Genomic DNA, 14,990 nt, shown 5'->3' on the forward strand with positions numbered 1-14,990 from the left:
CCTTGCGGCGATCACCTAAGTGGCGAGGCTGGCTGCGTCAATTCGGCATGGTGATGCGCTGCCATTGCGATCAGGACGGCTTGGCGCTACCGCTTGGGTATGCAGACCGCCGGGACAGATAGGATTGATGCCATGTCCGACAGCAGCGCAGAACCGCTGGCCTCGACCGCCGCCACACCTTCGCCGTGGTCTTCGCCATCCGATCATGGCGATGTGGACAGCCGCAAGCTGCAGATTGCGCTGGTCGATGATGACCGCAACATCCTGACCACCGTTGCCATCGCATTGCAGGCGGAAGGTTTTGCCACCCGCATGTATTCCGATGGGGAGACTGCGCTGAAGGCACTGCTGGACAACCCGCCCGATCTGGCTGTCTTCGACATCAAGATGCCCAAGATGGACGGCATGGAACTGCTGCGCCGCCTGCGGGCCCATTCGCCGATGCCGGTCATCTTCCTGACCAGCAAGGACGATGAAAGCGACGAGGAAGCCGGGCTTGAACTGGGCGCGGATGATTACATCGCCAAGCCGTTTTCGCTGCGCCTGCTGATCGCCCGCATCCGCGCAATCCTGCGCCGGGCCGAACCGCTTGCGGCTGGCGATGGTCTGACCACCGCACTCGAAACCGCGCCCGCAGCGCTGAACCGCGGACGGTTGTACATGGACCCGGCGCGTCATCAGGTGACATGGGGCGGTCAGACCGTCAGCCTTACCGTGACCGAGTTCCTGATTCTCGAAGCGCTCGCCATCCGCCCGGGCGTCATCAAAAGCCGCAATCAGCTGATGGATGCGGCCTACCCCGACGATGTTTTCGTCGATGATCGCACGGTGGACAGCCACATCAAGCGGATGCGGCGCAAGTTCCGGGTGGTCGATCCCACGTTCGATGCGATCGAGACGCTTTATGGTGCAGGTTACAGCTTCACCGATGGCTGACACCCTGCGCGCCGGTAACGGCAGCGAACAGTTAAGCGCCACGGGCCGATTTGCGCTGACCGGGCGCATCCTCGCGGTGAACATCCTGCCTTTGCTGGTGCTGGGCGGGGGGCTGTTCTATCTCGACAGTTACCGCACCCAGCTGATCAATGAACGCTTCAAGCTGGCACGGATCGAGGCCCAGATCACGGCCGAGGCGCTGGCCGGCGCCACCCGCGAACGGCAGGAAGCCTTGCTGGTGCAGATCGGCAAGGAACAGCGCATGCGGCTGCGCACCTTTGATGCCAAAGGCGATCTGATCGCCGACAGCTTTGCGCTGGCCGATCCGTCATTCCGGTTCAACGACATCAATGACGACGACTGGGAACAGCGGTTCTCGCGCTGGCTGGACCGCACGGTAGACACCATTGTCAGCGCCGAATCCGTGCAGGATTATGTCGAACCCGAAGCGCAGGAGGCCGACGCCTGGCCCGAACTGGCCCGCGCGCGCGAATTGGGGTTGTCGCAGGTACGGTTGTATGACTGGCGCGATGGCACACCCGTCATCACCGCCGCGGTGCCTGTCGGTCTGCAGGGCGCAACGTTGCTGACCGTGCGCAACGCGGTCGACATTACCGAAAGCGTGCGATCGGCACGATCGACACTGTTTGTTGCCATGCTGCTGGTGATGGCGGCATCGGCGGCGCTGTCGCTGTTTCTGGCGCGCACCATTGTCACTCCGCTGCGACTGCTGGCCCGCGCGGCGGTGCGGGTGAAACAAGGCCGCGACCGCGAAGTGGAAGTGCCGCGTCTGCCGCAGCGCAGTGATGAAATCGGCCTGCTTGCACGCGCGGTTTCGGACATGACGGGCGCGCTGCGTCAGCGGATCGACGCGGTCGATACCTTTGCCGCCGATGTCGCGCATGAAATCAAGAACCCGCTGGCCAGTCTGCGCAGCGCTGTCGACACCTTGCCGCGCGTGGACGATCCCGAACTGCGCGCCAAGCTGATTGAGATCGCCACACATGATGTGCGCCGGATCGACCGTCTGGTCACCGAAATTGCCGCTGCCAGCCGCGTGGACGCTGAAATCAGCCGCGCCACGCTGGAACGGGTGGATATGGCCGATCTGTTTGCCAACCTTATCCGCAGCCGCGAGGACCGCGGGATGAACGGGGGGCGCCAGATCGTTCTTGATGCGGCACCCGGCAATCACAAGGTCATGGGCGTGCCGACCCAGTTGGAACGGGTGGCTGAAAATCTGCTCGACAATGCGGTGTCGTTCTCCCCCGCCGAAGGGACGGTCACTGTGTCGATCCGTCAGGGCGGGCGCCATGTCGTGACCGAAATCTGTGACCAAGGCCCCGGCATTTTGCCCGAACGGCGCGAAGATGTGTTCAAGCGGTTTCATTCGGACCGTCCCGAAGGCGAAAGCTTTGGCAACCACTCCGGCCTGGGACTTGCTATCGGCCGCGCCATTGCCGAGGCGCATGATGGCACGCTGACTGCCGATGTCCGTTCGGACGGCGCGCAAGGCGCCTGTCTGCGGCTCCGACTGCCTGCGGCGTCGTGACGGCACCGGGCGTTCTTGTCATGCAGGCCGGGGCCGTGGTGATCGGCGGCCGGGCGCTGTTGATCGAAGGCCCGCCCGGCAACGGCAAATCCAGCCTGGCACTGGCGCTGATTGATCGCGGCGCCGGGTTGATTGGCGATGATGGCGTCACGCTGACCGCGCAGGGCGGCGTTCTGATCGCCAGCCCGCCGCCCCACATCGGCGGCCTGCTGGAGGTGCGCGGCGTGGGGCTGGCGACGCTGCCCTTGGCAGACGCGGCGCCTGTTGCGCTGATCCTGACCCTTGGCGGCACGCGGCCCGAAAGGCTGCCTGAAGACCCCCTCCCCACCCGGACGATGTGCGGAATTGCCGTGCCAGTGCTGACTTTCGATCCCGGCACAATCGCACCCGCGCAGCGCGCCGAATGGGCTTTGCAGCTGCACGGCCTGCCATGCAAAGCGGCTTCCCTTTACCGGCCAGACGCGCCAGATGGAGCGCCATGAACACGGCCGAACCTTCGCCTTCCCGCCGCCAGTTGCTGCTTGTCACAGGCCTTGCAGGCGCAGGCAAATCGACAACGCTTGCGGTCCTGGAAGATCTGGGCTGGGAGACGATCGACAATTTCCCGGTGCGAATGCTCAAAAGCCTCGTCGCGGCGCCCGATGATGCGCGCGGCCCGCTCGCCATCGGATTCGATTCGCGCACCCGCGGTTTCGTGCCGGCCGACATCATCGCGCTGGTCAAAGACCTTGCCGCACGGCCCGATATTGCGCTGACCTTCCTGTTTCTCGACTGCGCCGGGGGCGAACTGGAACGCCGCTTCAATGAAACCCGCCGCCGCCATCCCATGGCTGACGGGCGGCCGGTGATGGAAGGTATAGCCGCTGAACGCGAATTGCTGGAACCGCTACGCCGCTGGGCCGAGGTGATGATCGACACCACGGCGATGACCAGCAACGACTTGCAAACCCGCATCCGCGAATTGTTTGCACCCGTCAGCACCGATGCCGCGCTGACCCTTACCCTGTCCAGCTTCGGCTTTGCACGGGGCATGCCTCCGCTTGCCGATCTGGTGTTCGACATGCGCTTTCTGGACAATCCGCATTGGGTCGCAGACTTGCGCGAACAGACCGGGCAGGATCGAGCGGTCGGCGACCATATCCGCAGCGATCCCGCCTTTGCCGAGGCGTTTGACCGAATCCGCGACCTGCTGTTGATGCTGCTGCCGCGCTATGCCGCGCAGGGAAAACCCTATGTGCATGTCGCGTTTGGTTGTACCGGGGGGAGACACCGTTCGGTCTTCACGGCCGAACAGATGGCTGGGGCCTTGCGCGCCGCGGGGTTTTCGCCCACTGTTCGGCACCGCAATCTGGGCTCGCGTGCAGCCGATACCATTGAACGGGATCGACGCTAGACCGGAACGTCGGCAAATTGGCGGCTCAGTGCAAGGCGCATTGCCCCGCATGGTAGAAACGCTTAAGGCAAGCCCCCGGCGGGCAGTTAACGGATCACTATTCACACATGATCGGCTTGATCCTGGTAACCCATGGCCGCCTCGCGGACCAGTTTGTCGAGGCAATGGAACATGTGGTCGGCCCGCAGGACGGGATCGTCACGGTCTGCATCGGGCCGAATGATGACATGGAACAGCGCCGCGCGGATATTGCCGACGCAATTGCCGCAGTCGACAGCGGCGCAGGTGTCATCATTCTTACCGATCTGTTCGGCGGCACCCCGTCGAACCTTGCAATTTCACTGCTGGATGCGGGCCACGTCGAGGTGATCGCCGGGATCAATCTGCCGATGCTGATCCGGCTTGCCGGGGCACGCAAGGCCATGGATGTGACCGCGGCGGTGCATGCCGCACAGACCGCCGGGCGCAATTACATCACCATCGCCAGCGAATTGCTGGGGGCAGACAACGCCCCGCCAGCGCGGGCCAAAGCGTAGGAGCGTTCCGCTTTGGGGGAAGCACGCCAAACCGTAACCATCGTCAATCGCCGTGGGCTGCACGCGCGGGCAAGCGCAAAGTTCGTCGGTGCCGTCGCCGCATTGCCCGATGGCACCGCGGTCACTGTCAGCAAAGCGCCGCACAGCGCAGCAGGCGGTTCGATTCTGGGATTGATGATGCTCGGCGCGGCCAAGGGCGACACGGTCGAGGTCCAGGTCGCAGGCGAAAATGCGCAGGCCGTGCTTGATGATCTGATCGCGCTGATCGCGGATGGTTTCGGAGAGGATTGACGCCAGCGGCCCAAACCGTCAGCGACCCTGTCATGCGCAAGCACATCACCGGCTTTTCAAACCCCACCGTCAAGTACCTGCGCAGCTTGCGGGACAAGAAGCATCGCAAACGCGCAGGCCAGTTTCTGGTCGAAGGCTTGCGGCTGCTTGAAGATGCGCGCACGTCGGGCCGGGTTCCGCAAACGCTGGTGATGGCTGAACACCGGGCGCCGCACGATCTTCTGGCGCGTCTGGAGAACGATGTGCTGGCGGCGGGCGGCGAAGTGATCGTGACCGCGCCGGATATTCTTGCCAAGATTACCGGCAAGGACAATCCGCAAAGCGTGGCCGGGGTTTTCGATGAATGGGACACCGCGCTTACCGCGCTTGACCGTTCGGCAGCGCCAATCTGGTTGGCAGCGCAGGCTCTGCGCGATCCGGGCAATCTGGGCACCATGCTGCGCACTGCCGATGCTGTGGGGGCTGGTGGATTGATCCTGATCGATGATTGCGCCGATCCCTTCAGTGCCGAAGCCGTGCGTGCCAGCATGGGCGCGGTCTTCACCGTGGCTGTGGCGCAGGCGCGGTGGGAAGAGTTTCTGCCATGGCTGCGCGCAGGCGATGGTCAGCTTGTCGCAGCCTCGCTGCGCGATGCAGTGCCCTATCGCGGCGCGCCCTATGCGGCGCCGTGCTTCATCCTGGTCGGGAACGAATTGCAGGGTCTGCCGGCAGATTACGAAACCGCGTGCGATCTGCGTGTCACCATGCCGATGCGCGGCCGCGCCGATTCGCTGAACGCAGCCGTGGCAGGCGCTGTGCTCGCCTACGTAGTGCTCGCAAGCCTCGAAGGCTAGCTATTCGGCGGCATCGCGGGCGGTTTCCAGCGCGGGATATTCGGCATCCACCGCATCACCATCGGCGGCATTGTACCGCGGGGCCGATTCTACCAGCGCGACTGCATCGATTTCGCGCTTGCCGATCTCAACGCCCTTTTCGGCAAGCCTGCGCCCGGACGACAATACATTGCGTTCAAAACTGCCGACGAACTTGTTGTAGTTGTTGACTGCGCTTTCCAGACCGCCGCCGACACGCTTGAGATGTTCGGCTGCAGTGGCAAGGCGATCATACAATTCAGCGCCCATCCGCCCAATTTCGGCCGCTTCGGACGCCATCTTGTCCTGCCGCCATACCTGCGCAACGGTGCGGGCGATGGCAACAAGATTGGTAGGCGTTGCCAGCAGCACCTTGTTGCGGAAGGCAAAGTCCCACAGTTCAGGATCATGTTCGAGCGCAGCGGCGACAAAATGTTCGCCCGGCACAAACATCACGACATAGTCTGGCGCATCGTCGAACTGGCTCTGGTAGCCTTTGGAACCCAGCGTCTGCACATGCCCGCGCATAGATTTGGCGTGCAGATCCAGATGGCGCTTGCGCTCACCTTCGTCGTCCGCTTCGAATGCGGCCTGATAGGCGTTCAGGGAAACCTTGGCGTCAATAACCAGCTTCTTTTGCCCTGGCACATTCACGATCGCATCGGGACGCAGCCGGCCTTCATCGGTGTCCATCGATTGTTCGAGGTGAAAATCGGTGTGTTCGGCCAGACCGCATTGTTCCAGCACGTTCTGCAACGCGCGCTCTCCCCAGCGCCCGCGTGCCTTGGGCGCGTTGGTCAGCGAATTGCCGAGCCGCCGCGCTTCCTTGCGAATTTCCTCCTGCCCTTCGCGCATTGACTGGATCACACCGGTCAGCTGGCCAAAGGCGTCCGTCCGCTTGGCTTCGAGTTCGGCGACCTGCCGTTCGTAGCTGGCCAAGCGTTCGCCCACGGGGGACAACAGCGCCTTCAGCTTTGCTTCGCCCGTTTCTTCGGACTGGCGGAACCGCGCCTCTGCCCGTTCCAGAAACGCGCTTTGCGCCCGTTCCAGCACGCGGCTTCCCGCGTTTTCAAACTCCTTGCGCAAGGATTCCTGCGCCGCGAGCAGCCCTGCCTTCTGTTCGGCAAAGGCCTTTTCACGTTCGATAGTCGCGCTTTCCAAAGATGCGAGTTGCTGCGCCAGATTGGCCCGGTCAGCCTGCGACGCATCAAGCCGGGTCAGCAGCCCATCGGCCTGGCCTGCGCGTTCTTTCAGCGCGGCCACTTCGATCCGCGCCTCGCCCAATTCGGCTACGGCGCGTTTGAAGTCCGCATCCTGTTGCCCTGCGGCCCGATCCGCGTCGGCCAGACGGGCGCGCAGGTCATCAAGCGGGCGTGAAGCAAGGAACCACCCCGCAAACATGCCCCCCAGAAGACCCGCGATCAACAATGCAACAGCAAGAAAAGTTTCACTCATGACCGGAACATAGGCTGAACATGGATAGGAGCCAAGCCCCCGTTTTCCACAAATATCGGAACAATGGCCAATGGCTCCGGTTCAGTCAGGCAGAAGGAGAAATTGCCATGTCGATCAAGAAAATGATTCAGGAACATCCTGACGTCGGGGCCGATTTCAACGAGGCGCTGGCCGAAGCTGTTCGGCACGCGATGTATTGCGCGGCAATCTGCAACAGCTGCGCCGATGCATGTTCGGCCGAAGACGGTGATATGCGCGCCTGCATTCGGCTGTGCATGGACTGCGCGGATATTTGCACCGCAACCTACCGGGTCGCAGCCCGCCGGACTGCTGGCAATGTAGCCGTGATCGAAGCGCAACTGCGCGCCTGCATCACTGCATGCGAACAGTGCATCGATGAATGTGCCAAGCACGACAACGACCACTGCCGCCGCTGTGCGCAGATGTGCCGGGAATGTACCGATGATTGCCTGAAGGCGCTCAACCAGATGTCGCAAGCGGCCTGAGCCGTATACTAGCGCCGCCTGCCCCGTTGCGGGCGGCGCTTTCGCTTAAGCGGCCTGGCGGATTTTCTTTAGCTTCTTCAAAGCCATCGCCTTTTTCAGGCGCGATAAGTGGTCGATGAACAAAACGCCTTCGAGGTGATCCATCTCGTGCTGAAGGCAGGTTGCCATCAGCCCATCAAGCGCCTCTTCATGCGTGTTTCCGTCAAGATCCTGATACTGCACCCGGCACGTGGCAGGGCGATCAACATCGGCATAAATTTCCGGAACCGACAGGCAGCCTTCCTGATAGGTCGAAAGCTCGTCCGCCGGATCGAGGATCACGGGGTTGATGAACACCCGCGGTTCCTTTTTGGTCGCGGGGTGCGTGTGCTTGTGCCCGTCATGCGAGCATTCCACCGGCGGCGCGTCAGGATCGTCGGGTTGCAGATCAATCACCAGCACCCGCTTGGGCACGCCGACCTGAATCGCGGCGAGGCCGATGCCGGGGGCATCGTACATCGTCTCGAACATGTCTTCGACGAGGGTGCGCAGATCGTCGTTGAACTCGTGCGGTTCGACCGGGGTCGAGATGGTTTTCAGCCGGGGGTCCGGCACTTCAAGGATTTCGCGGATAGTCATAGTCGCGCTATCTAGGCGAGCATGGTGCAGATTTCAACGCGCCGCGTGCTATCCGATCGGCCGGCGCGCCCGCAGCGCCTGTGCAAGAGTGCCTTCATCCAGATAATCCAGCTCTCCGCCCACGGGCAGGCCGTGCGCAAGCTGCGTGACGCGCAGCGAAAACGCGTCAAGCCGTTCTGCGATGTAATGCGCGGTGGTCTGCCCTTCGAGCGTTGCGTTCATGGCCAGCACGACTTCATCGATCCCGCCTGCTTCAACACGCGCAAGTAGACTGGCGATGTTGAGGTCGTCAGGCGCGATGCCGTCCAGCGCGGACAGCCTGCCCCCCAGCACATGATACCGCCCCGGAAACAACCGCGCACGGTCCAGCGCCCAGACATCGGACACTTCCTCCACCACGCACAGGCTGCTCGCATCGCGGCGCGGATCGGAACAGATCGCACAGGGATCGCGGGTGTCGACATTGCGGCAGATCTGGCATTCCACCAACGTTTCGGCGACACCCGCCAAGGCTTCGAGCAATGCGGGCAGCGCGCTTTCGCGGTGTTTGACCAGCCACAACACGGCCCGCCGCGCCGAACGCGGCCCCAGACCCGGCAAGCGGGCCAGCGCCGAACTCAGCGCCTCGATCTCTTGCGATGCCATGGGGGGCAAGATAGGGGCTGCGCTTCGCTTAACAAAGGCTGCGGGCAAAGCTTATGCGCATCATCTTCATGGGGACGCCCGATTTCGCGGTTCCGGCTTTGCGCGCGCTTTACGAAGCGAGGCACGACATTGCGTGCGTTTACACCCAGCCGCCGCGTCCAGCTGGCCGGGGCAAGCGTCTGATGCCCTCCCCCGTGCAGGCGGAGGCGGAGCGGTTGGGGCTGCCCGTACGGTCGCCGGTGTCGCTCAAAAACGCTGATGCTCAAGCAGAGTTCGCCGCGCTTGGGGCAGATGTGGCGGTGGTGGCAGCTTACGGTCTGCTCCTGCCTCAGGCGGTGCTGGATGCGCCCGCGCACGGCTGTCTCAATATCCACGCCTCGCTGCTGCCGCGCTGGCGCGGGGCCGCGCCAATCCACCGCGCAGTGATGGCAGGCGACGCCGAAACGGGCGTCACCATCATGCAGATGGAAGCGGGACTCGATACCGGGCCGATGCTCCACAAGGTGACAGTGCCTGTCGCCCACAAGACCACGGGCGAACTGTTTGGCGAATTGAGCGCGGTCGGCGCGGCTGCGATGGTAGAGGTGCTGGCCGATCTTCCTGCCTTCCCCCCGCAGGTGCAGGATGACAGCGATGCGATCTACGCGCCCAAGATCGACAAGGTCGAAGCCAAAATCGATTGGGCGCAAGACGCCGCCACGGTCGAGCGGCTCGTACGCGGTCTCGCCCCCTTCCCCGGCGCGTGGTTCGAATTGGAGGGTGAGCGGGTGAAGCTGCTGCTTGCTGAAACCGTGGGCGGCGAAGGCGCGCCCGGAACGGTGATAGACAATGATCTGACCATTGCCTGCGCGTCCGGCGCCATTCGGCCCTTGCGGCTTCAGCGTGCGGGCAAGCCCGTGCTGGATCGCGCCGATTTCCTGCGCGGACGCGCCGTTGCAGCGGGAACCTGCCTGTCTTGACCCGTTTTGCTCTCACCCTTGAATTCGACGGCACACCGTTCTTCGGGCTGCAACGTCAGTCGCACGGGCCAAGCGTGCAGCAATCGATCGAGGACGCGCTGCATCGGATCATGAGGGAACGTGCCACATTGCACAGCGCCGGACGCACCGACGCCGGGGTGCACGCGATTGCCATGCGCAGCCACGTCGACATTGCAAAGCCGTTCGATCCGTTCCGCCTGATGGCCGCCATCAACGCGCAGGTGCGGCCCGATCCGGTGGCTGTGACGCAGTGCGACATCGTGCCCGATGATTGGCATGCGCGGTTTTCCTGCACGGCACGGCGGTATCTCTATCGCATCGCAAACCGCCGGGCACCGCTGACATTGCAGCGCAACCGGGCATGGCACGTGGCCCAGCCGCTTGACGCCGAGGCCATGCACCGTGCGGCGCAGGCGCTGGTGGGGCGGCACGATTTCACCACCTTCCGTTCGGTGCATTGTCAGGCGGCCGATCCGGTCAAGTCGCTCGATCGGCTCGATGTCGAACAGGTGGGCGATGAAATCCACATTCACGCCGCCGCCCGCAGTTTTCTGCACCATCAGGTGCGCTCGATGGTAGGATGCCTCAAACTGGTGGGCGCAGGCACCTGGCCCGAAGCCCGGATGGCCGAAGCCCTTGCCGCGCAGGACCGCAACGCTTTGGGGCTTAACGCGCCCCCCCATGGCCTCTACTTCGTTGAGGCAATCTACCCGCAATCGTGAGAGGAACCTTCAACATGACAACCACCGGAAAACAGCTGTTCACCACCCTTGCCGCTGATGGCAAGCTGACGCTGGAGGTTGCGGAAACCACCTTCCCCGCGCCCACCGGCAATCAGGTGCTGGTGGAGATGGAAGCCGCGCCGATCAACCCGTCGGACCTGGCGATCCTGACCAGTGCCGCCGATTTCGACAATGCCGACTATTCGGCAGGCAAGGTCGTTGCCGACATGCCCGAACCGTTCCTGTCAGGTCAGAAGGGCCGCCACGGCCAGCGTCTGCCTGCCGGCAATGAAGGTGCAGGCACGGTTATCGCCACAGGTGACAGCGACATGGCCAAGGCGCTGATGGGCCAGCGCGTCGCCTGCGTTCCGGGCAGCGCCTTTTCGCAATATGCCATCGCCGATGCGATGATGTGCCTGCCGCTGGGCGAACATTCGGCTGAAACGGGCGCATCAAGCTTCGTCAATCCGATGACTGCGTTGGGCTTTGTCGAGACCGCGAAGATGGAAGGCCATTCGGCGATCGTCCACCTCGCCGCGGCGTCCAACCTTGGCCAGATGCTCAACCGCATCTGCGTGGAAGATGGGATGAAGCTGGTCAACATCGTGCGCAAGGACGAACACGTCGAACTTCTGAAATCGCAAGGCGCGACCCATGTGGTGAATTCCTCCGCCCCCACCTACATGGCCGATCTGCGCGCCGCGATTGCGGAAACGGGCGCATTCCTCGGGTTCGATCCGATCGGCGGCGGGCAGGCTTCGGACGGCGTGCTGAAAGCGATGGAACAGGTCGCGTCTGCGCAGATGGGTGAATTTTCGCGCTATGGATCAAACCAGCAGAAGAAGATGTATATCTACGGACGCCTTGATCTCAGCCCGACGATCCTGACACCGTCTTATGGCCTTCAGTGGAGCATCGCCGGCTGGTTGCTGACACCTTTCCTGCAGCGTGCGGGCATGGAAACCGTCAGCCGGATGCGCGGCCGGGTGCAGGCCAATCTCACCACGACCTTCGCCAGCCATTACAAGGCGAAAGTCAGCCTTGAAGACATGTTGCAGAAGGACGCCATCTGCGATTACCGCCAGATGAAGACCGGCGAGAAATATCTGGTCACGCCCTGGGGGTGATTTGTCCCACCATCCGTCGCCCCGTGTCTAGCACAGGGCGACGGAAGGGGGTGCGGCCATGGTGACCGTCAACGGCGCCCGATCGAGGGGAACGGCCCCGACGCGAGATGCCCCAGAATACGATTTAGCGCTGCGACATTGCTGTCGTCCTCGGCGCTCTCGAGCGCGCTTTCCAGCACTTCACGCAGGTCATCGGCCTCGACCGGCTCCATGTCCCAGTTCGCATAGAGCCGTTCCCGCATGTCGATACTCTGGTCGAGCGTGACGATATCGAAATGCCGCGTGTCGCCATGCAGATTGGCGATCAGCGTTCGCACCTCTGCAGGCGGCCCCTCGATCCATTGGAAGAACACGCCGCTGCCGAAGACCAGCACGCCGGTAATGCCGCGGGCGACATTGCGGGCTTGAGAGAATGCGACAAGGCGGCTGACCTCATCGGCATCGACGCCCTCGGCAGCGCGGCTGCAATAGACGAAGGTTTCCAGCAGGGTTGCGTCCGGGTCGAGATCATCGTCAGTCGAGAATCCGGGTTCGTCAAACATGGGGAAGGCTCACTTTGTCTTTGACGGGTGGAGGCTGCCTCCCGGTTTCTCGCGGGGGTTTAGCGCATCTGAATGGAATATGTAAGGAAGCGGAGCTGCCGCGGGGGCAATGATCGCCTCACCCCGCGTCAAAGGCCGCCTGAACGCTGGCCGCATCGGTAACCCCGCCCGCCACCAGCACCATCAGCAGCACCCGCGCCTTGGCGGGGCCGAGCGCGCGGGCAGCGACCAGCCCCAGCGCGTCGTCGTCCACCTCGACATTGCGGTCGACCAACCCTTCGTCGACGCGGGTGGCGCGCACCACCGGGACACCGCTCGCCGCCGCGCGGGCGAGGGCTTCGATCACGACGCGCGGCGCGTTGCCCTGCCCCATCCCGGCGAGGACGATGCCCTTCGCGCCGATGCCGAGCAGCGCTTCGACCGGCTGTTCGTCCATGCCCGCGCCCGCTGTCAGGATCGCCACGCGCGGCAACGCTGCCGGGAAGGCGTAACGCGCCGCCTCCCCCGCCCTGTTCGGCGGACCGAACCAGTCGAGACGGGCGGGCGATACGCGGGCGAGCGGGCCGCGCGGAAAGCTGCGGAATGCATCGATCGCCGATGTCGCGGCCTTACGCGCATCGCGGGCTGAAAGCACCGCATCGCCCATCACCAGCATCACCCCGCGCCCGGTCGCCTGCGCATCGCTGGCGACCTTTACCGCGTTGGCAAAATTGCGCATTCCATCTGCCCCTACGGCATCGGCAGGCCGCATCGCGCCCACCAGCACCACAGGCTTTGTGGTGGGAAGCGTGAGGTCGAGCAGAAAACCCGTTTCTTCGGCGGTGTCGGTGCCATGGGTGATGATGATCGCATCGATCGCCGGATCGTCCAGCGCACGGGCGCACGCAATATGAAGCGCCTGCCATTCGGCCCAACCGATATCCTGCGAACCGATCTTGGCCACATCCTGCGGCACCAGATCGGCCGCCAGACCCAGCGTGTCGAGATGCGTGATCAGCGTTTCAAGCGCCAGATCGCCGGGGCGATAGGCAGCGCCGGTGGCACTGCTGCCAGCGCCCGCAATCGTGCCGCCAGTGCCCAGCACAAGAATTCGAGGGATTGTCATGGCCCGCGCTCTAGCCGCTTGCGGCGCCGGAACCTAGCCCGCCTCCGCTGCGAATTGCGCAAACACATCGGCAAGACCGGGCACGTCGGTTTCTTCGCGCATCGCCTGCAATGCTTCGGCAATGTTGATGTCGAACACCGATACCCCGCTGTCATACCCCACACCCTGCGCGCCAAGCGACCGGGCCAACGTCAGCGCGGGGCGGTTTTCGGGAAGGATATTGACGGTGAAATGCCCCAGCCCTTCGCGCGCGCAATCCAGTAGCAGCACTGCGGTCAGCAGCCGCGCCAGACCGCGTCCGTGGTACGCATCGACCACCGCAACGGAAAACTCGGCCTTGTCAGGGTCTTGCGCATCACGAAAGGCGTGCACCACGCCAAGCGCCGGCGTGTCGGGCAGATCGGATCGCAGCGCACCCCAGGCGATATGGTTATGCCCATCGACGCTGGTGAGCGCGCGCAAGACCTGCGGCGGCGCTTCTTTCATGCCTGAAAAAAAGCGCAAATAGCGCGATTGCGGTGACAGCTGCGCAATTCCGTCCTTCAACCGCTGTTCGTCTTCCGCGCGAACGCGGCGGATGCACACCGGTAAACCATCATTGAGATGCGCGTTGATTGTCACAGGCTGCCTCGCTGCCGTTGTGGACGTTTCAAATGTAACACCAAGCCGATGTTGCGCGCAAATACGCAAAGGCCGCTTGACCCCGGAGCGTTCGCCGCTAAATCGCCTGTCACACGCCGTGGGGCGGTTAGCTCAGTTGGTAGAGCATCTCGTTTACACCGAGAGGGTCAGCGGTTCGAGCCCGTTACCGCCCACCACATCCTTTGCGCTGGTTGGCCACGGACCGCTTGCATGACGCGGTAGGGGTGGGTAGCGCGGTCGGCATGTCTTCAGCCTTCATCGCGCTTCAACACATTCTGCCGCAACACGCGCTGTCGCGCCTTGCCGGGCGGCTTGCCGCCAGCCGGGCGCCGTGGCTGAAAGACCGGCTGATCCGCCGCTTTGTCGCTGCCTATGGTGTCGACATGACCGAAGCCGCCCGCAGCATCGGACAGTTTGCCAGCTTCAACGACTTTTTCACCCGCGAACTCAAGCCCGGCGCACGGCCACTGGCGGATAGCGGCGCCTTCATCCTGTCGCCGGCCGATGGCGCTGTCAGCCAGTCGGGACCGATCGCAGGCGGGCGGATCATCCAGGCCAAGGGGCGCGATTACAGCGTGGCGGAAATCCTCGGCAGCGATGATGCGGATGCCGCGCGGTTCGAAGGGGGGCGGTTCATGACCATCTATCTCAGCCCCAAGGATTACCACCGGGTCCACATGCCCGCCGCGGGCACGCTGACGGACACCACCTATATTCCCGGCGATCTCTATTCGGTGAATGTCGCCACCGCCGGCGGGGTCGACCGCCTGTTTGCGCGCAACGAACGCTTGGCGTGCCGGTTCGACGGGCCGGATGGCCATTTTGCCAGCATCATGGTCGGCGCGATGATTGTGGCGGGAATCGATACGGTCTGGCCCAACCGTTTCCGCACCCATGCCGCCGCCCCGGTCTGCGAAGATTTCACAAACGCCCAGCACGTCTTTGCTGCGGGCGACGAAATGGGGCGGTTCTACCTCGGCTCGACCGTGGTGCTCTTGTTTGAGCCGGGCCGGATCGAATGGCTCGACGGGTTCAAACCGGGCGATACCCTGCGCATGGGGCAAGCCATCGCACGGCGCATCGGTTAGA

Annotated in this window: 18 protein-coding genes and 1 tRNA gene; 13 read left to right on the forward strand and 6 right to left on the reverse strand. The window is 63.5% G+C overall.

The window, feature by feature from the left end; genetic code table 11:
• The first annotated feature begins 132 nt into the window (after positions 1–132).
• From SJY33_RS07775 to SJY33_RS07805, 7 genes are all read left to right on the forward strand, one after another.
• Positions 133–936 carry a response regulator transcription factor gene (locus SJY33_RS07775; RefSeq protein ID WP_379922166.1) on the forward strand — a complete coding sequence of 268 codons (804 nt, stop codon included), beginning with the start codon at positions 133–135 and terminating at the stop codon, positions 934–936.
• Positions 929–2,488 carry a stimulus-sensing domain-containing protein gene (locus SJY33_RS07780; protein ID WP_379922168.1) on the forward strand — a complete coding sequence of 520 codons (1,560 nt, stop codon included), beginning with the start codon at positions 929–931 and terminating at the stop codon, positions 2,486–2,488. Before SJY33_RS07775 ends, SJY33_RS07780 begins: the two co-directional genes overlap by 8 nt.
• Before the next feature lie 20 nt (positions 2,489–2,508).
• Positions 2,509–2,970, forward strand: coding sequence for an HPr kinase/phosphorylase (locus SJY33_RS07785; protein ID WP_379922170.1), 462 nt, complete (start codon positions 2,509–2,511; stop codon positions 2,968–2,970).
• The gene (gene rapZ / locus SJY33_RS07790; RefSeq protein WP_379922171.1) at positions 2,967–3,881 is read left to right on the forward strand and encodes an RNase adapter RapZ; all 915 of its coding nucleotides are present in this window, start codon (positions 2,967–2,969) and stop codon (positions 3,879–3,881) included. Before SJY33_RS07785 ends, rapZ begins: the two co-directional genes overlap by 4 nt.
• A gap of 107 nt (positions 3,882–3,988) precedes the next feature.
• On the forward strand, positions 3,989–4,417 hold the full coding sequence (locus SJY33_RS07795; protein WP_379922172.1) for a PTS sugar transporter subunit IIA: 429 nt from the start codon (positions 3,989–3,991) through the stop codon (positions 4,415–4,417).
• Between the two features lie 12 nt (positions 4,418–4,429).
• Positions 4,430–4,708 carry an HPr family phosphocarrier protein gene (locus tag SJY33_RS07800; RefSeq protein WP_379922173.1) on the forward strand — a complete coding sequence of 93 codons (279 nt, stop codon included), beginning with the start codon at positions 4,430–4,432 and terminating at the stop codon, positions 4,706–4,708.
• A 32-nt stretch (positions 4,709–4,740) separates the two neighbouring features.
• A complete protein-coding gene (locus tag SJY33_RS07805; protein ID WP_379922175.1) occupies positions 4,741–5,541 on the forward strand; it encodes a TrmH family RNA methyltransferase in 801 nt (266 codons plus the stop codon).
• Here the strand turns inward: SJY33_RS07805 and SJY33_RS07810 are convergent, their stop codons facing one another.
• A complete protein-coding gene (locus SJY33_RS07810; protein ID WP_379922177.1) occupies positions 5,542–7,014 on the reverse strand; it encodes a DNA recombination protein RmuC in 1,473 nt (490 codons plus the stop codon).
• A gap of 107 nt (positions 7,015–7,121) precedes the next feature.
• Here SJY33_RS07810 and SJY33_RS07815 point away from each other — a divergent pair, with 107 nt between their 5' ends.
• The gene (locus tag SJY33_RS07815; RefSeq protein WP_379922179.1) at positions 7,122–7,520 is read left to right on the forward strand and encodes a four-helix bundle copper-binding protein; all 399 of its coding nucleotides are present in this window, start codon (positions 7,122–7,124) and stop codon (positions 7,518–7,520) included.
• A gap of 45 nt (positions 7,521–7,565) precedes the next feature.
• Here SJY33_RS07815 and SJY33_RS07820 read toward each other — a convergent pair whose 3' ends face one another.
• Positions 7,566–8,138, reverse strand: a complete 573-nt coding sequence (locus tag SJY33_RS07820) for a peptide deformylase (protein ID WP_379922182.1) — start codon at positions 8,136–8,138, stop codon at positions 7,566–7,568.
• A 48-nt stretch (positions 8,139–8,186) separates the two neighbouring features.
• The gene (recR, locus tag SJY33_RS07825) at positions 8,187–8,783 is read right to left on the reverse strand and encodes a recombination mediator RecR (protein ID WP_379922184.1); all 597 of its coding nucleotides are present in this window, start codon (positions 8,781–8,783) and stop codon (positions 8,187–8,189) included.
• A gap of 53 nt (positions 8,784–8,836) precedes the next feature.
• Here recR and fmt point away from each other — a divergent pair, with 53 nt between their 5' ends.
• Genes fmt through SJY33_RS07840 form a run of 3 tightly spaced genes read left to right on the forward strand, consistent with a single transcriptional unit; the run spans position 8,837 to position 11,612 of the window.
• Complete coding sequence (fmt, locus tag SJY33_RS07830) at positions 8,837–9,742, forward strand: methionyl-tRNA formyltransferase (protein ID WP_379922186.1); 906 nt, start codon at positions 8,837–8,839, stop codon at positions 9,740–9,742.
• Complete coding sequence (gene truA, locus SJY33_RS07835; protein WP_379922188.1) at positions 9,739–10,485, forward strand: tRNA pseudouridine(38-40) synthase TruA; 747 nt, start codon at positions 9,739–9,741, stop codon at positions 10,483–10,485. Before fmt ends, truA begins: the two co-directional genes overlap by 4 nt.
• Positions 10,486–10,499: 14 nt before the next feature.
• Positions 10,500–11,612 carry a zinc-binding dehydrogenase gene (locus tag SJY33_RS07840; protein ID WP_379922190.1) on the forward strand — a complete coding sequence of 371 codons (1,113 nt, stop codon included), beginning with the start codon at positions 10,500–10,502 and terminating at the stop codon, positions 11,610–11,612.
• Between the two features lie 68 nt (positions 11,613–11,680).
• Here SJY33_RS07840 and SJY33_RS07845 read toward each other — a convergent pair whose 3' ends face one another.
• The 3 genes from SJY33_RS07845 to SJY33_RS07855 all read right to left on the reverse strand — a co-directional run bounded on the left by SJY33_RS07845 (position 11,681) and on the right by SJY33_RS07855 (position 13,880).
• Complete coding sequence (locus SJY33_RS07845; protein WP_379922192.1) at positions 11,681–12,154, reverse strand: BLUF domain-containing protein; 474 nt, start codon at positions 12,152–12,154, stop codon at positions 11,681–11,683.
• A gap of 118 nt (positions 12,155–12,272) precedes the next feature.
• Positions 12,273–13,259 (reverse strand): asparaginase, encoded by a 987-nt coding sequence (locus SJY33_RS07850; RefSeq protein ID WP_379922194.1) that lies wholly within the window; start codon positions 13,257–13,259, stop codon positions 12,273–12,275.
• Between the two features lie 33 nt (positions 13,260–13,292).
• A complete protein-coding gene (locus tag SJY33_RS07855) occupies positions 13,293–13,880 on the reverse strand; it encodes a GNAT family N-acetyltransferase (protein ID WP_379922196.1) in 588 nt (195 codons plus the stop codon).
• A gap of 121 nt (positions 13,881–14,001) precedes the next feature.
• On the opposite strand from SJY33_RS07855, the gene SJY33_RS07860 reads away from it, so the two are divergent.
• Positions 14,002–14,077, forward strand: a tRNA-Val gene (locus SJY33_RS07860).
• A gap of 66 nt (positions 14,078–14,143) precedes the next feature.
• Positions 14,144–14,989, forward strand: coding sequence for an archaetidylserine decarboxylase (asd, locus tag SJY33_RS07865; protein WP_379922198.1), 846 nt, complete (start codon positions 14,144–14,146; stop codon positions 14,987–14,989).
• Position 14,990: the final 1 nt, after the last annotated feature.

Source organism: Erythrobacter sp. R86502, from assembly GCF_042466465.1.
Lineage (GTDB): Bacteria > Pseudomonadota > Alphaproteobacteria > Sphingomonadales > Sphingomonadaceae > Erythrobacter.

Excerpts from the sequence above, each read along its gene's own strand:
- SJY33_RS07805 (WP_379922175.1), top strand. The coding sequence starts at position 4,741 with ATGCGCAAGCACATCACCGGCTTTTCAAACCCCACCGTCAAGTACCTG.
- SJY33_RS07840 (WP_379922190.1), top strand. The coding sequence starts at position 10,500 with ATGACAACCACCGGAAAACAGCTGTTCACCACCCTTGCCGCTGATGGC.
- SJY33_RS07810 (WP_379922177.1), bottom strand. The coding sequence starts at position 7,014 with ATGAGTGAAACTTTTCTTGCTGTTGCATTGTTGATCGCGGGTCTTCTG.
- SJY33_RS07775 (WP_379922166.1), top strand. The coding sequence starts at position 133 with ATGTCCGACAGCAGCGCAGAACCGCTGGCCTCGACCGCCGCCACACCT.
- SJY33_RS07795 (WP_379922172.1), top strand. The coding sequence starts at position 3,989 with ATGATCGGCTTGATCCTGGTAACCCATGGCCGCCTCGCGGACCAGTTT.
- asd (WP_379922198.1), top strand. The coding sequence starts at position 14,144 with ATGTCTTCAGCCTTCATCGCGCTTCAACACATTCTGCCGCAACACGCG.
- recR (WP_379922184.1), bottom strand. The coding sequence starts at position 8,783 with ATGGCATCGCAAGAGATCGAGGCGCTGAGTTCGGCGCTGGCCCGCTTG.
- SJY33_RS07820 (WP_379922182.1), bottom strand. The coding sequence starts at position 8,138 with ATGACTATCCGCGAAATCCTTGAAGTGCCGGACCCCCGGCTGAAAACC.
- fmt (WP_379922186.1), top strand. The coding sequence starts at position 8,837 with ATGCGCATCATCTTCATGGGGACGCCCGATTTCGCGGTTCCGGCTTTG.
- SJY33_RS07780 (WP_379922168.1), top strand. The coding sequence starts at position 929 with ATGGCTGACACCCTGCGCGCCGGTAACGGCAGCGAACAGTTAAGCGCC.
- SJY33_RS07785 (WP_379922170.1), top strand. The coding sequence starts at position 2,509 with ATGCAGGCCGGGGCCGTGGTGATCGGCGGCCGGGCGCTGTTGATCGAA.
- SJY33_RS07845 (WP_379922192.1), bottom strand. The coding sequence starts at position 12,154 with ATGTTTGACGAACCCGGATTCTCGACTGACGATGATCTCGACCCGGAC.
- SJY33_RS07815 (WP_379922179.1), top strand. The coding sequence starts at position 7,122 with ATGTCGATCAAGAAAATGATTCAGGAACATCCTGACGTCGGGGCCGAT.
- SJY33_RS07850 (WP_379922194.1), bottom strand. The coding sequence starts at position 13,259 with ATGACAATCCCTCGAATTCTTGTGCTGGGCACTGGCGGCACGATTGCG.
- rapZ (WP_379922171.1), top strand. The coding sequence starts at position 2,967 with ATGAACACGGCCGAACCTTCGCCTTCCCGCCGCCAGTTGCTGCTTGTC.